The following is a 15,046-nucleotide window of genomic DNA, read 5'->3' on the forward strand; positions in this document are numbered from 1 at the left end:
TAAATTAGTGGCGGTGTCCAATTTTCGCTACCGCACCACCAATTCCCTGACCAAATTTGCCAAACGTTCTGTACTGTCTGTCACCGCTAATTGAAGAGCAGCTTGAGACATTTTTGCCAAATATTCGGAATCTTTTAACAAATACAGCACTTTGCTTTGCAATACCTCTGCTGTCAGTTCGCTTTGACGGAATACCACGGCGGCGCCGGATGCGGCAAATACTTCCGCATTAAATCTTTGGTGGTCGTCAGCCGCGTGAGGAAAAGGAATTAAAATAGAAGGTACTCCCGTCACTGCTAATTCTGTCAGGGCACTGGCGCCCGATCGACTAATTGCTAAATTTGCTCGCTGCAACAAGCTCGCCACATTGTCGTAAAATGGCATCGACAAATATTGTTCGTGTTTCAAACTCTCGGCATCCGGGTCATTATTTCCTGTCAGGTGAACTACCCAAGCACCGGCATCAAACCAAGCCGGAGCACACTGCCGCACTAACTGATTGACGGAGACAGCACCTTGAGATCCGCCCATAACTAAAATTACAGGTACGCTGTCAGGAATTGGCAAATTTAGAGGTTGGCGAGTCAGGAATTGCGATCGCACGGGCGTACCGGCAACCACCGTTTTGGCGCGGGGTAAATGCTGGGCTGCAGCTTCAAATCCGATCGCCACAGCAGTGCACAAAGGACTAAACCACCGCGTCACCTTCCCGGGAATGGCATTAGATTCGTGGAGAATCACCGGCAAACCCAAAGAACGGGCCGCTAGAATTGCAGGTGCTGCGATGTAACCGCCGGTAGTAAAAACTCCCTGAAAATTTCCCGCTTTGAGCAACTTCCGCACCTGAACGATCGAGCCGGCGAGTCTGCTCAAAATTCGCACTGTACCGAGTCCAAATCGCTGCTGAAAGCCTTCAACGGCGATCGTGTGGAGGGGGTAAAGGGATGAAACTAACTCGGTTTCCATGCGGTCTGGGACTCCCAGCCATTCGATCTGACAGTCGTTCAACTGACTAGCGGTGGCGATCGCGGGAAATAAATGTCCTCCGGTGCCGCTAGCTGCAACCAACAACCGGAGGGGGGCTTTTGTCAAGGTATTTGTTTCTTTTAGAACTTCCACAGGTCGAGCGATTTTATATTTGAGGTTTTAGATTATTATGCTTATTATTCCGGCAGTTTCAGCCAATTTTCAATCAGCAATCTAAAATTAGATTGTGCCGTGTCCGTCCTTCCGTTGTCAGTTTTCGTTGCAGGCGAACACTTGCCCGCGCCGCGAATCCTGACAAATAACCAAATTATCATCTAATGCGTAATTTTTTGAATTTAATGCCAAGTGCATCTCAGTATTTTTCCAGCCGTCGGGACGAAAAAGCCGATCCTATTCGGGGGCTGCGCCAACGGGCGATCGTTTTTGGCTTTAACTGCGGGCAGTCGATCGCTCAAATGTTGTTATGTTTAACAGTGGTAAGTGCTGGCGTGCTGCATCAAGGTGCGGCAAAAGCGATCGGTGCGATCGCGGCGACTCCCCAAACGATCGCCCAAACCCCTGCAAATGCGCCTGCCCCACTCACAAAAGTGCTAACAGAAATTGACGCAGCGGCCAACCGGCGCGATGTCAAAGCAGTGATGGCATTTTACAGCCCGAATTTCACTCATTCTGACGGCTTAAACAGCCAAAGCATGGCAAAAGCCCTCACCCAACTCTGGGATCGATATCCGAGTTTAAATTACCGCACCGAGATCAAATCTTGGAAAACCGAAGGTAGCGCGATCGTCGCAGAAACCGTAACTACAATTGCAGGCACTCAAAAAAAGGATGGCAGAGAATTAAATCTCAAAGCTACCATCCGTTCTCAGCAGCGCTTTGAAGGTGAAAAAATAGTTAAGCAAGAGATTTTAGCCGAACAAACTCAGCTTAGTTCCGGCCAAAATCCTCCCACAATTCAAGTGAATTTTCCGGAGCAAGTTAAGGTGGGCCAAGAGTACCATTTTGATGCCATTGTTCGAGAGCCGATCGGCGATGATATTTTAATAGGGACTGTTTTGGAGGAACCCATTACCGAAAAAACCTTTTTTAATCCTTCAGAAGTCGAGCTGGAGTTGCTAAATTCCGGGGGAATTTTTAAAGTAGGTAAAGCTCCGGCTACGCCCGAAAATCGGTGGGTTTCAGCAGTTTTGATGCGACAAGGTGGAATTGCAACAGTTAGTGTGCGATTGCGGGTTGTCAAGTAAGTAATAAAATAGGTGTTATGGGTTATACCATTTTAGATTTTAGATTTTAGATTTTAGATTTTAGATGGGGAATAACTTATGAATTAAATGTTTGGAGCGCGGGTCTACAGTTGCATTTTTTAGGGGATGGTATTATTTGGGTAATTTTAGTAGTGGCGGGTTCAAGAAAATATTAAAGAGAAATGACTGAATTCCCTAAACTCGTCACTACAAGAATTATGTTGAAGGGACAGTATGAAATATCCCAACCTTTATCTCATTAGTTATTCCCAATTCCTCAATCTAAAATCTAAAATCTAAAATCTAAAATGGTATGATTTCTATCCAAAATCAAATTGTTTTCATTACAGGTGCGAGTAGCGGTATCGGAGCGGGCTGTGCCAAGATATTCGCCAAAGGTGGAGCCAAACTAATTTTAGCAGCCCGCCGCCTTGAAAAACTCGATCGACTGGCAAACGAACTTGTAGAAACAAAATCCATCGCGTCGGCGAACGAGATTTATTTGCTAGAATTGGACGTGCGCGATCGCCCGCAAGTTGAATCGGCGATAGCTGCGCTTCCCGATGCCTGGAAAAACATCGATATTCTAATTAACAATGCGGGATTGAGCCGCGGTTTAGACAAACTGCACGAAGGCAGCTTTCAAGATTGGGAAGAAATGATTGATACCAATGTTAAAGGCTTGCTGTACATGACTCGCTCGATCGTGCCGGGAATGGTAAGCCGAGGCCGCGGCCACGTAGTGAATATCGGCTCAATAGCCGGCCGCCAAACTTATCCGAAAGGCAATGTTTATTGCGCTTCCAAAGCAGCAGTGAGAGCTATTTCTGAAGGGTTGAAACAAGACCTTTTGGGAACAGCAGTGCGGGTGACAGAGATAGAGCCTGGTTTGGTGGAAACAGAATTTAGCAATGTCCGGTTTCACGGCGATTCAGAAAAAGCAAAAAATGTCTATAAAGGATTGACACCTCTGACTGCGGACGATGTGGCCGATGTCGTGTATTTTTGCGCGACGCGATCGCCCCACGTCAATATTAGCGAAGTCTTGCTAGTTCCGACAGACCAAGCTAGTGCAACTCTGGTCCACCGAAAAGAGTTGTGAGTTTTTAGTGGTAAGTGTCCGGATGGCGCTCGAATTCTCAGGAAGCTTAATTGGTAGATGCACCCTGATTAAATAACTCCCGACCAATTTTGGCCGGGTTTTTTTTGGCGATCGCCCGCCCTCGCCACACATTCTCCAAAATTCTGCCAAAGTGTCCTGAAAGAGGTGCTGTGAGACGGGAGACTAAATTAGTAGATGCACCCTGATTAAATAACTCCCGACCAATTTTGGTGGGGTTTTTTTTGCGGTATCGACGGTGATGCTGAATAAAGTTTGAGGTTGTCCGGATGGCGCTCGAATTCTCAGGAAGCTTAATTGGTAGATGCACCCTGATTAATTAACTCCCCGCCAATTCTGGTTTGGGGGTTTTTTTTGGCGATCGCACCCCAAACCGCAAATTTTCCCAAAATTTCCCAAACTTTCCGGAACAGGTACACCTCCAACCGGAGACTAAATTAGTAGATGCACCCTGATTAATTAACTCCCGACCAATTTTGGCCGGGTTTTTTTTTCGTATTGCAGCCAAAACCACAAAATTTCAATAAATCAAGAATTATCCGCGTTAATCTGCGTACATCTGCGGTCAAAAATCAACTTTGTCCCGAACATCGTGCTAGCCACTGGAAAGTAAATAAAGATGCACCCTGATTAATAAACCCCAGCCAATTTTGGCCGGGGTTTTTTTTCTCGAAAGCTGGATTAACCAATTAGGCTAAATCGCCTCAAAAGACTGCACCTCAAGCACCGGGCCGATCATAGCAAAAGTCATCACATCCTTGCGGACTTCACCTTTAACACTGACTTTCAAACCAGCTTTTTTCAAGTCAGAAGGAGCATCCTTAAGTTCGTAAGTTTCCCCATCTTCGCCAACCAAAGCCCAAGTGCCCGGGCCTAATCCTTTGCGTTCAATTTCACCTTTGACAGTAATACTCATGCCGATCGCACCTCTGTTTTAATCGCTAAACGTGCCAGTCCGAAACACAGAAAAGCATTGACAATCAAAAATGTTTGTGCTAGCACACCAGTGCCCAATCCCCAGACTGCGGGAGACACAAAAGCATTCACCGCTAAACTGCTGGCAAAACCGATCGAAATGGCGATCGCGATCCACTTCCACTGTTGATGTCCCAACAGCAAAGCAATCAAAATCCCAGGAATCAAAACGCTAGCAAAAAAGGGATTCAGCATACTGCTGCCATTAATTGCACCGCCGAGTTCGGGAATAGAACTGCCCATCACCCGCATCGGCCACTGCGGCAAGTCAAATACAAACAAGTTCCGCAGGAAAAAGAACCCAGAACTACCAGCCATCAAGCCGCCGGAAAAGCCCCAAGTCCACTGGAACGGAAAATAATTCCGCAAAAAGAAAGCCAGCAGGTAAGAACCGAGCACCATGGCAATTTTAGGCAACAGGGCGACTGCACCGCCGTCAATCCAAAAGCGGGGGTTGAGATAGCCGTTATCGCGCAGCCAGCGGAAGAAATCGCGGAAGTTGATTTGTCCGCGCTGGGCTAGCTGAACTGCTGCGGCTGCGTCGAGGTGTCCCGAACCAAAATGGTTTAACGGATCTTCAGCGACATTTCGCGAGGACTGCAAAAGTACGCTGCGAATCGCGTCTGGTTCTGTGATGCCGGAAGCCTTGACAAGGGCTGCAACGGCTGCAACGTGGGGAGAAGCCATGCTAGTGCCTTGGTAGCCTTCAAATACTTCGGCGCCGGTTTCCGGGTCGATCGTACTTTGCAGGATTTTGCCCATTTCAGAACCGCCGGGGGCTGAAATGTCAACTCCCGCGCCGAAATTGGAGTAAGGGGCTTTTTCGTCGTCGGGGCCGAGGGCGGAAACGCCGATGACGTGGGGATAGCGGGCGGGATAGGAAGCGGAACTCTCGCCGGAGTTGCCGGCGGCTGCGATGATGACAACGCCTTTGGAGTGGGCGTAGTCGATCGCCTCTTCCATTAACTGACTTTCGCCACCGCCGCCGAGACTCATGTTGATGACATCTGCGCCGTTGTCAGCAGCAAATTTAATCGCTTCGGCGATGTCGGAAACCGTGCCGCCACCGCTGCCGCCTAACACTTTTAGCGGCATTAAAGCTGCTTCGTAGGCGATGCCTGCGACGCCATAATTGTTGTTAGTTGATTGGGCGACAGTACCTGCGACGTGAGTACCGTGGCCGTTGTCATCGTAGGCTTCGGCGCGATCGTTTACAAAGTCGTAGCCCGGTACAAATTTGGTTTCTTTTAAGTCAGCGACGGGACTAATGCCCGTGTCAATTATCGCTACTGTTGTGCCGCTGCCTTTGGTTTCGTTCCAGGCAGATTCTACATTGATGCTGCGGAGATTCCACTGCTTGGTATACATGGGGTCGTTGGGAATCTCGAAAGCGCTGTAGACGTAGTTGGGTTCAATGTATTCGGTATCTTTAGCCAAATTTGATTTTCTCAGGGCGTTTAGCAAAGTGCGATCGCCCTTAACTACATATACATTGTCGCCCGCTGAGAATTCGCTGTTGAGTTGCGGTGCGACTTGGTACTGTTGGGCGATCGCATTTACTTCTTTTGCAATCTCAGCAGCACCCAAATCTTCGCGGAAATCAAGCACAATCGAGTCGTAAGTGCCTTGAGTAGCAAGTCCTGGGAAATTAGAAATCGCCCAGCCGAGCCCGATTAAAAATAAGCACAGAAGGAAAAACTTTTTCATGGCCGATCGTCCGTTTAGGGAAGGCTTGTTCACCACAATAACCCAATTTTCACCGCCAGCGCCAGTTTTCCTTGCTGCGACTTGTGGGGATCTCGCACGCGGGGGTTTGGTAGTTTTCGGCGGTGGCTGTTGAGCGATCGAAAATTGCTCTAATTCCTAGTTTAAATTGCAGAGCAAGTTTTAGTAGTTCAATGAATTGTATCATTAGAGAAGATGAGAAACAGAACAAGCGAGTATTTTCAACAAGGTTATTGCATGGAAAGAGGTTTAATGTGGCTGCCGCTGCTGGCAATTTTTATTTCTCTAGCTTGGGCTGGATGGAACGAGTATCAAAAGCTGGAAGCCTATCGCGTCTGGGCAGAACAATTCGCAGTAGCCAAGTACGATATTTATGCTGTACTCGGTCAGCAAGAAGACAGTTTAACTTGGGGAAAACCTACTCGCAGCGGGCCTGTGAATTTGCAAACTTTTTCTTTAAAAGACGTGCAGTCGCTGCGGTTGTTAGTCAACTCTCAGGCAGTTGATTTAGAGTCGCCGCCGAGTTCTGGAAGTCCGATCGCCCTCGAATTTTTGTTGAAAGATGCTGCTGCGGTGCAGGTTCCTTTTACAGAAATTTCTCTAGCGACTAAATGGGGAAAACACTTGCAGCAAGAATTGCAGCGCTTTAGGTAAAAACACTCTCCGGCTGGGCAGCGTATCAGATATGAACTCGGCTACTTGAAGTTACAAAAGTCTGTAAAACTGGTAGTAGGAATAGAACTTATGCAACAAATCCTTTGAGCTGCTATCTATAGGGGTAAAGTACCCGCGGATCGCCCGGAGGACATGAGTTCTTGCAGTAAGTAGTAGAGGTTGTGTCCCCGTGCCTAGCCCGCTCGTGTTCCGTGCGTACCTTACAGTTAAAGTTATTGACAATCAAGCATCCAGGATACAAGCCCCCGGATTCATTCCGAAAGCAGACTCAGGACCCAGAAATAAAAAACCTGTATCCGATAAAGGAGCCGCCGAATTTATCTGTGGGGTCAATGCTTCAAATCTAAAATCTCAAATCTCAAATCGATTGACCAGCGCGTCCTAAAATAGCTCAATTGCCAGCCCCCCAATCTGCGGAATGCAAACACAAGAATTTTTACAGCGCTATCAACAGGGAGAGCGCAACTTTGGTCACATTGACCTCAGCGGCGCTAGTTTAAGCGGTGTTAACCTGCGAGAAATAGACCTCACTGGTGCTAACTTGACCGGTGCTAATTTGAGCTGGTCTTTTTTGAGCAATGCCAAGTTGATAGGGGCTTGTTTGCGGCGCGCGGATCTCCGCAGTGCGGGGCTGGCTGGGGCGAATCTGAGCGGGGCAAATTTGAGCGGGGCAAATCTTGCTAAAGCGGATTTGCGCCTTGCTTGTTTGGAAGCCGCAGAGCTCAATTGGGCCGCGTTCCCCGAAGCGGATTTGGGCGGTGCTAATCTTCAAAGAGTTAAATCTGACCAAATTAATTTGGCTGGCGCTAAACTCGACGGCGCGAAGTTGATGGCGGCGGAATTGATGGAGGCGAATCTCAACCGCGCCAGTCTTGTTGGTGCTAATTTAACGGGTGCTAATTTGCGGGAAGCGCATTTGGTGGAAGCGAATTTGCGATCGGCAATTTTACTCGGTGTAAATTTGATTGAAGCTGACTTGAATGGCGCTCAAATGCGATCGGCAAATCTGGCGGGCGCTGACTTGCACCGAGCTGTGCTGGCGGGGGCGGATTTAACTGAGGCGGTACTGGATAACGCTGATTTGAGTCGAGCTAATCTGGCGGGTTCTTATTTATTGAAAGCGAGTTTTCAGAAGGCACTTTTGCTGCGAGCTAACCTCCAAGGAGTGTATTTACTGCGAGCTGATTTGAGCGAAGCTAATTTGCGAAGTGCTGATTTGCGGAAAGCTGATTTGAGTGGCGCTTATTTGATGGATGCGATGTTGGGTGAGGCGGATTTAAGAGCAGCTTGTTTGATTGAGTGCCGTTTGATTCGGACGAATTTGGAGGGGGCGCAGCTTACGGGTTGCTGCATTCAAAATTGGCAAGTTCAAGATGTCGATCTGTCGAGAGTTGACTGCAGCTATGTTTTTACTGAGTTTGATTATACTGCGAAATTTGCGGCAAATCGCTTTCCGGTCGATCGCGATTTTGAGTCGGGGGAATTGGGGCGGCAGCATCAAGAGGACTGTTCTATTGTCAAGGTGTTTTTTGATGAATCTCCTAATTGGGAGGCTTTGGTTTTTACGCTGCGTCGGGTGGAGTTGGAAAGCCGGGAACTCAAATTCAACGTTCAATTTTTTGAGTCTGCCGGAGAACAAAATTTACTGCGGCTGAGCGCGAACCGTTTGGTGAACGGCAAGATTTTGGGCGATCGCATTTTGGAGCTTTATCCAGATATGTTGGAAAAGGTTTTAGCCAAGGATGCTGAAATTTTGAGTTTGCTCGACTTGGCTGTTCCTAGTAACAGTGTGGAGCCTGCGGAGCCAATTCACAAGGAAATATTGCTCAGAAAACAGGAAATATACCAGCGGATGGTGCGCCAAATTTCGTTTATTTTGATGTCTCAGACGCCGGATAAATTCGCCGAAAGCGTGCAGCGGCTGTTGGATTATTTGAAGCAGCAAGGTATCCCGACAGAGCAGATTCAAAAGAAAGTCATCAGTCAGGCGATCGTGCAGCGGGCCAAGCAAGACCCGGTGTTTCGGGAACAGTTGCTCGCGTGGGAGAAAACGGCGTCCGATCGCGTTCGCGGTTCGATGATGGGGGAAGCGGTGCGGTATGCGATCGCCCTTTTATCGGAATAAATCGATATGTGCGATCGGTACTGGGAGATGTTCGCGCTGTTTCTGGGAGTTGCTGATTTACGGTATGAAAGGCTAAATATGCAACTCATATAAACCTTTACACACAAAGCTTCGGGATTTTTCACTTATTTTTATCATACCTTGATTAAGCAACGCTTTTGTGTTAGCTCCTATACATTCTGTTGTATTGACAACATATTCCCTAGTCCCGAAATCACCAGGCTGGCGATCGCCAGCTCGATCGAGCCAGGAAAAGGAACATAATCTTCTTTGACTATTGCAGGAGTAACGCGATTGTCATAATTAGTAAGGTGCCTCAAATATCGAAACCCTCAATAACCGTTCCAGCAATTTATCTGACCCACCCTAAAATTAAATTTTAGGGTGCCAGTTGCGTAAGTCCTGTATTGTTAAAAAACGTTGCAATTTCACGATCGTTTTTTTTTCATTATTAAAATATATTTGTTAATCTGACCAGGAGCATCTTGTTGTGAATATTTCCAGCAATGACGGTAACTTTTTCGATCTAACTCCCAATTCTGATTACTTCAGGCTAACCCCAGGACTTTTAAATCCCTTCACCAGAGGACTGCGGGCTTTAGAAGGTAATGATATTGTGATTGGTTCGGTCTCTCCAGAATTGATAGATGGCGGTGGCGGTGATGATTGGCTGTTCGGGTATGTCGGTAACGATGCCCTCATCGGAGGTCAAGGAAATGACTTGTTGCGGGCAGGTCAAGGCAGCGACCTACTTAGAGGTGATGAGGGCGATGACATTTTGGCTGGCGACTTGGATGGAGACACGCTAGTTGGTGGTAGTGGCAATGATACGTTTGTACTCCGAACAGATCTAAATGCAGCAGCAGTAGATTGGATCGCTGACTTCGACCCTAGATTTGACGGGATTGGATTAACTGACAACCTCAGCGAAGCTGACCTAAATCTAGAACCCTGGGCAGGGGGAACTTTAATTAAGATTAAAGCTAATAACAGGATCTTGGGACAGGTAGCCAACGTTTCGCCAGCAGAACTCCGGGCTCGTTTTGCCCCTGCCGATTTCGTCTTAGATGACAACCTTAACAGACCAATAAATCTCGATGTCCTGAAAAATCCAATTCAGTCGCTCAAGGACTTCGTAGGTGAAGACGACTTACGAGATATTTACACTTTTACTACTACTAACACACCGAGCAGTATTCAATTGCAACTCAGCGGTTTGAATGGGGACGCTAATTTATTCTTGGTGAGGGATGCTAATCTCGATGGTCAACTGAGTCCAGAGGAAATCGTCTCTGTCTCTGCCTCCCGCAATCCTGGAACTCAGTCAGAAGTCATTGAAAGTCGCTTTTCTGTACCCAGCAGATACTTTGTCTTCGTTCAACAAGCTGTTCGGGGAGCTAACACAGACTACAACCTGGATATCAATGTCCAGCCAATTCAGTTCGAGCTGAACCAAGCTATTCCTATTGGCACATTCAGCACCAGAATCCAGGGCTCGTTGGACGACTTTGTTGAGGAAAAACAACCTGCGAAACTCTACAAATTTGATCTCCCACAGCCCAGCAACCTTCAAGTCAACTTGCGGGGAATATATCCAAGTACAGATGCAGATTTAGTGCTGTTTCAGGATGTTAATAACAACAATAAGGTTGATTTTGGTGAAATTCTTGGCGTTCCTCAACAGCAAGGCAACAATCCAGAGGAAATTTTCTTTAGAGGTTTGTCAGCAGGTACTTATTATCTCGGAGTCAATTCTTTTGCAGGCAACACGCGCTACAACCTCAGCATCTTAGCTGCACCGACAACAGATAATTTCAACAATTTGTTCGGCTACGGGCTGGTGGATGCAGCAGCGGCCGTTGCGGCTGCCACTGATAAACAGCAGTTGGATGCTGCTGACCCGCTCACCAGTGCAGCTAAGTTCAATAATATAGGGGACTTAAATCTGCTAAATGTTGCCCCAGCCTGGAAAGCAGGATACACGGGTAAAGGTGTTGTGGTTGCGGTACTTGATAGTGGCGTTGACTTGAGTCATCCCGATTTAACGAGCAATATCTGGCGGAATCCTAATGAAATTCCGGGGAATGGTATTGATGACGATCTCAATGGAGTTAGTGATGATGTAAATGGGTGGGATTTTGTGGATGGCGATGCCAATCCCTCCCCAGAGTCAAACGATCAGCGTGGGTTTCACGGAACTCATGTAGCAGGAATCATAGGGGCCCAAAGAAATGGAATTGACATCACTCCTCTCAATAACACGCTGGAAATGAATGGGCTGGAAATGAGTGGGGTGGCTTATGAGGCTCAGATTATGCCGGTTAGGGTCGGAAGTTTTGGAGATGTATCTGTTTCAAATCTCGTTGACGGCATCCGCTATGCGGTAAACAATGGCGCAGATGTGATTAACATGAGTTTGGGCGGACTAGAGTTCCTCAATAACGAAGTACGGAAAGCCCTAGAAGATGCCAAGGGAGCCGGGGTTTTTGTGGTAATGTCAGCGGGAAATGACAGGGATAAACTCAACCCAAGCGAACCGACTTTTCCAGCATTTTATGCTTTCGACAATTTGGGAGTAGCTGTCGGAGCAGTCACAACTCCAGGTAAACAGGTAACAATTTTTTCCAATCCTGCTGGTTCGATAACAACAAATTTTGTGGTTGCTCCGGGCTATGAAGTCTTATCTACAGTTCCGATTACGCCGAGAAACGTAGATGGTTATGGCATATTGAACGGAACGTCTATGGCTGCTCCCTATGTTGCAGGTGTAGTTGCTCTAATGCTTCAGGCTAATCCAAACTTAACTCCTGACCAAATTTTGGAATTTTTGACGGCAACAGCAAAAGCTGAAGGAATTACCTCGGAAGTTCGCGAGACATAATTAAGAACTGTTGGGAAATTTCTTGAACCCCGGTTTCTCGGACAATCCTGGACGCAACATCACCGCAGACGCGGCAACCACGGGGGATTGCCGCTACATTTCACGGGCTTGTGCAGAGGCTTGGCGTCGAGGACTGTTGGAGAAACTGGGGTATTGTTTTTGTTTGCCAATCTTGGCTGTGCAGCCTGCAGCCGGCTAAGGCATTGACTTGCTCGTCGGAAACTGCAAGCGATCGCAACATTGGCACAACTCCCGAATTTTCGGGAACATTTGCTCAGGTGGGAGAAAACGGCTTCGGAGTGCGATCGTTGTTCGGTAATCGGGGAAGCGTTGCTGTTTTGTGGGAATGAATACACACAAAGTCTTACCCCCATTAAAAATCTTCCAACCGTATATCAATTTAACTGTGCGGTAAATTAGAATATAGTTCAGTGTCCTCCTTCAAAAGCTTACACAACTTATCCAAACTTTGCTGACGCTCTTCAATCAGTCTGTTACCGAGGCCCTCTAGGTACTCAATATTACTGGGACTTGCATTGTCCATGTGATCGCGATCGTTCTCGCTACTCAATGGAACTTGAAAACGGTAGTAGTTTCTGTTCTCTCCTTCAGTCACCATGAGCTGATCGAGCTGATACGCAACAGATTCGCTTTGACCATCTAGAACAACGTTAAGTAAGGGAAGTACCCATTTGATTTGTCCCCAATTTTTTACGTCTTTATACTTGTATTTCTTAGTTAGTGAGCCAGTCCCCAAAGAAACAACAAGGGTATCCTTACGGTGTAGTTCTTCACCAGTATTTCTATTGTAAGAAATCATCGCCTCCATCATTGCAAGTGAGGAAGGATTATTTGCAAAAATTCCGCCGTCTATCAAAGCGTAATATCCCTCTGCGGTATGATGTACCGTTGGGAGTTGGTAGGGTGGAAAGAATGTCGGTGCAGCAGAAGTTGCCATTGCTGCCTCAACCATTTTGAATCCCTTACATATTTTGCGGCTATTAAGACTCTCGGTTTCCTCTGCTTGCGGATTGCTTGTAAAAAAAATTGGTTCTCTCAGTTCGAGATCGTAGCTCGTGATGAAAATTTCTCGTAATGCGTCTTCAACCTTAGCTTCACCTAGAATATCCTTTAAAACTTCTTGCCTACCTTGTGGGTTGTGCTTGGGTTGTAGCAAATCATCAAAAGAACCTGGTATGTACTCACTAAAAATCTTTTTTCCATCTTTGCGATAGAAATTTAAAAGTTCGGCAGATGTATACTTGGGCTGATGATTGATGCTAGAGTCTGGGTGGTTGGTGACCCCTTCGACTTCGCTCAGGGGCAACGTAGTCGAGCCATTCCGTTTAGTTAAACCCAGTGCTAAAATTCCTCCGGTTGAAGTACCGGCAATAAAATCAAACATTGTTGCTATGCGTTTTCCTGTGCGCTCTTCAATGTAGTTGAGAACGATCGCAGGAATAATACCCCGAATACCCCCACCATCAATTGAGAGAATTCTTCTCTTGAATTTAGTACCCATCACACGTACTCCTTTAGATATTGCTTAAATGGCAAACATAAATGAAACAAACTTCTACAGCATCAAAATATCAACACCCAAGGTCATCATCTGGTTTCCGGTTGCATCGGAATCATAAAATTGAGTCAACAATCAACAGTAAATCATTCAGTTTTTCGACTCCGAGTCAACAGTCAACAGTCAACAATTATTTTGCTATTGCAACCGGAATTGATATTAATCCAACCCGTCATTAGTGCGGTAACTTGCTGAGGGCGTGCCAAGTTCTGTAGCCGACAATTCCATCTTGCGGTAAAGCCATGCTAATTTGCAATTGTCGCACTGCTACATCTGTCATCGGCCCGAATAATCCGTCAATGGAGCCGAAATAGTATCCATTGATTTTCAAGACATTCTGAACAATTTTAACAGCATTACCAGAACTGCCCTTCATGACTACCGGCATATTCACAGGTGCACCAGAGTATAGTGCTTCCCAAGTGAGAGGGCCGACAATCCCATCTTCTTGTAAGAAGACGCGGTGTTGATAGCCTTTGACTGCGTTTTGAACTTGGACGCCGAAAATACCGTCAATCGGCCCGAAATAATATGCCCAATGATATAGAAGCTGTTGTAGTTCCTTGACAGCTTGACCTGTTGAACCGATTTGTAAAGTCGGTTTGTTTACTCCAGTGGTTTCAGCAAGTGCAATAGTTGATTGAGCAGTAGTATCGGCGACGAGAGCCATAGTTTCATTGTTCAAGCTTCTTTCTTCGGTGTACATAATGTGGTTCCTATCAACATTTAAGTTTTGGTCTGTGATATTTCAGGTATAACTGGTGGAATTTGTGGATTGACAGTCACTTTTTCGAGTGTCACTCATTTGAGTGTCACTCATTTGAGTTAGTCCCAGTGTTAACTGTTAATATCTCTTCCGCCAGCGCCGGAATGATATACTAAAAGAATGTTAAGAGTGCAACGAAGACAAGTTATGCCTAAACGTCTAGTGCGATTCGTTGAAGAGTGAATCGGGGGTGAAAGTCCGTACATAACCCTTCCAGCCACAAGGCTGAACTCTCGGTCTGATAAGGGTGCAAGTCCCTTCTGCCAGACTCAGGTATGACTCCCTATCTGCTCACACTGACCAAGCTCGATTCTTGGAGGGTGAAGCTCTTAACTGGAGGCAATCAGATATCTATTGTGAGGTGACACTGGCGTTAATGGGAAGCTCCAATGGTGAAACTGAGCCTAAAAAAGTAACTTATTAGGAAGCGGGGCTCAGACTACCAACCCAGACTTTACTGGAGATTATTCCCGCCGAGTCTTGGGCGGACAGCGCTAAGAGTCTAGGGAATCCAGTAGTTAAATTGGCTACACCTAAAGGGGCGAACAATCTCACCGAGGGAACGAAGAAAAACGAACTGAGAGTCAAGGGGAAGTCGAACCCTTTTGTAGGCTAGACGAGCAGCGGAACCCCCTCAGATCGGGTAGGACAGACCGGCGCGACCTGAACTGGTCGTTTAGTAAGGAGAACCACTCTCCTAGTGGATTCACACCCACTACCCTCACGTAAAGAGACTCGCTAGAGTCTGGTCACGACTGAGTAGGTAACGAAAAAGTCGGAGTGCAGACCACGAACGTAGCCGAAACTAGCAGCCTAAGCTGGTGAGGAGCAAGAGGGAAATTTCCAATGGTGAACGTAAGTGAACTATCACTAAAACTGCGTCATCCTACAAAGAGCCAAATAAGGCTGACAGGCTCTAACCAAAAAGGTAAGTGGATAGGATTTATGATTCGGTGTTTCATAAATCGT

At 46.8% G+C, this 15,046-nt stretch carries 14 protein-coding genes; 6 read left to right on the forward strand and 8 right to left on the reverse strand.

All coding sequences use genetic code 11. The features are described 5' to 3' along the window. Positions 1 to 27: 27 nt before the first annotated feature. On the reverse strand, positions 28 to 1,119 hold the full coding sequence (gene murG / locus OSC7112_RS20085) for an undecaprenyldiphospho-muramoylpentapeptide beta-N-acetylglucosaminyltransferase (RefSeq protein ID WP_015177623.1): 1,092 nt from the start codon (positions 1,117 to 1,119) through the stop codon (positions 28 to 30). A 44-nt stretch (positions 1,120 to 1,163) separates the two neighbouring features. Next, entirely contained in the window at positions 1,164 to 1,301 is a 138-nt protein-coding gene (locus OSC7112_RS39955) for a hypothetical protein (protein WP_190274236.1), read from the reverse strand. Positions 1,302 to 1,304: 3 nt separating this feature from the next. Here OSC7112_RS39955 and OSC7112_RS20090 point away from each other — a divergent pair, with 3 nt between their 5' ends. Next, a complete protein-coding gene (locus OSC7112_RS20090; RefSeq protein ID WP_041622641.1) occupies positions 1,305 to 2,231 on the forward strand; it encodes a nuclear transport factor 2 family protein in 927 nt (308 codons plus the stop codon). 313 nt (positions 2,232 to 2,544) lie between these two features. Then, a complete protein-coding gene (locus OSC7112_RS20095; RefSeq protein ID WP_015177625.1) occupies positions 2,545 to 3,333 on the forward strand; it encodes an SDR family oxidoreductase in 789 nt (262 codons plus the stop codon). 712 nt (positions 3,334 to 4,045) lie between these two features. Here OSC7112_RS20095 and OSC7112_RS20105 read toward each other — a convergent pair. From OSC7112_RS20105 to OSC7112_RS39960, 3 genes are read right to left on the reverse strand one after another with little or no spacing between them, the layout of a single operon-like run. Beyond that, positions 4,046 to 4,267, reverse strand: a complete 222-nt coding sequence (locus tag OSC7112_RS20105; RefSeq protein ID WP_015177626.1) for a hypothetical protein — start codon at positions 4,265 to 4,267, stop codon at positions 4,046 to 4,048. Then, complete coding sequence (locus OSC7112_RS20110) at positions 4,264 to 6,033, reverse strand: S8 family peptidase (RefSeq protein ID WP_015177627.1); 1,770 nt, start codon at positions 6,031 to 6,033, stop codon at positions 4,264 to 4,266. The genes OSC7112_RS20105 and OSC7112_RS20110 overlap by 4 nt, the downstream gene beginning before the upstream one ends. 49 nt (positions 6,034 to 6,082) lie before the next feature. Next, complete coding sequence (locus tag OSC7112_RS39960) at positions 6,083 to 6,238, reverse strand: hypothetical protein (RefSeq protein ID WP_190274237.1); 156 nt, start codon at positions 6,236 to 6,238, stop codon at positions 6,083 to 6,085. Between the two features lie 50 nt (positions 6,239 to 6,288). Between OSC7112_RS39960 and OSC7112_RS20115 the strand changes: the two genes are divergently transcribed. Continuing rightward, complete coding sequence (locus OSC7112_RS20115; RefSeq protein ID WP_015177628.1) at positions 6,289 to 6,705, forward strand: hypothetical protein; 417 nt, start codon at positions 6,289 to 6,291, stop codon at positions 6,703 to 6,705. 439 nt (positions 6,706 to 7,144) lie between these two features. Then, positions 7,145 to 8,851, forward strand: a complete 1,707-nt coding sequence (locus tag OSC7112_RS20120; protein ID WP_015177629.1) for a pentapeptide repeat-containing protein — start codon at positions 7,145 to 7,147, stop codon at positions 8,849 to 8,851. Positions 8,852 to 9,021: 170 nt separating this feature from the next. On the opposite strand, the gene OSC7112_RS39965 is transcribed toward OSC7112_RS20120, so the two are convergent. Continuing rightward, on the reverse strand, positions 9,022 to 9,171 hold the full coding sequence (locus tag OSC7112_RS39965) for a hypothetical protein (RefSeq protein ID WP_190274238.1): 150 nt from the start codon (positions 9,169 to 9,171) through the stop codon (positions 9,022 to 9,024). Positions 9,172 to 9,341: 170 nt separating this feature from the next. Between OSC7112_RS39965 and OSC7112_RS20125 the strand changes: the two genes are divergently transcribed. Both OSC7112_RS20125 and OSC7112_RS39970 read left to right on the forward strand, forming a co-directional pair. After that, positions 9,342 to 11,732 (forward strand): S8 family serine peptidase, encoded by a 2,391-nt coding sequence (locus OSC7112_RS20125; protein ID WP_015177630.1) that lies wholly within the window; start codon positions 9,342 to 9,344, stop codon positions 11,730 to 11,732. 203 nt (positions 11,733 to 11,935) lie between these two features. Next, positions 11,936 to 12,082 (forward strand): hypothetical protein, encoded by a 147-nt coding sequence (locus tag OSC7112_RS39970; protein WP_190274239.1) that lies wholly within the window; start codon positions 11,936 to 11,938, stop codon positions 12,080 to 12,082. Between the two features lie 50 nt (positions 12,083 to 12,132). Here the strand turns inward: OSC7112_RS39970 and OSC7112_RS20135 are convergent, their stop codons facing one another. Beyond that, entirely contained in the window at positions 12,133 to 13,254 is a 1,122-nt protein-coding gene (locus tag OSC7112_RS20135) for a patatin-like phospholipase family protein (protein WP_015177631.1), read from the reverse strand. Positions 13,255 to 13,486: 232 nt separating this feature from the next. Beyond that, entirely contained in the window at positions 13,487 to 14,017 is a 531-nt protein-coding gene (locus tag OSC7112_RS20140; protein ID WP_015177632.1) for a peptidoglycan-binding domain-containing protein, read from the reverse strand. Positions 14,018 to 15,046 lie beyond the last annotated feature (1,029 nt).

Source organism: Oscillatoria nigro-viridis PCC 7112, from assembly GCF_000317475.1.
GTDB classification, from domain to species: Bacteria; Cyanobacteriota; Cyanobacteriia; order Cyanobacteriales; family Microcoleaceae; genus Microcoleus; species Microcoleus nigroviridis.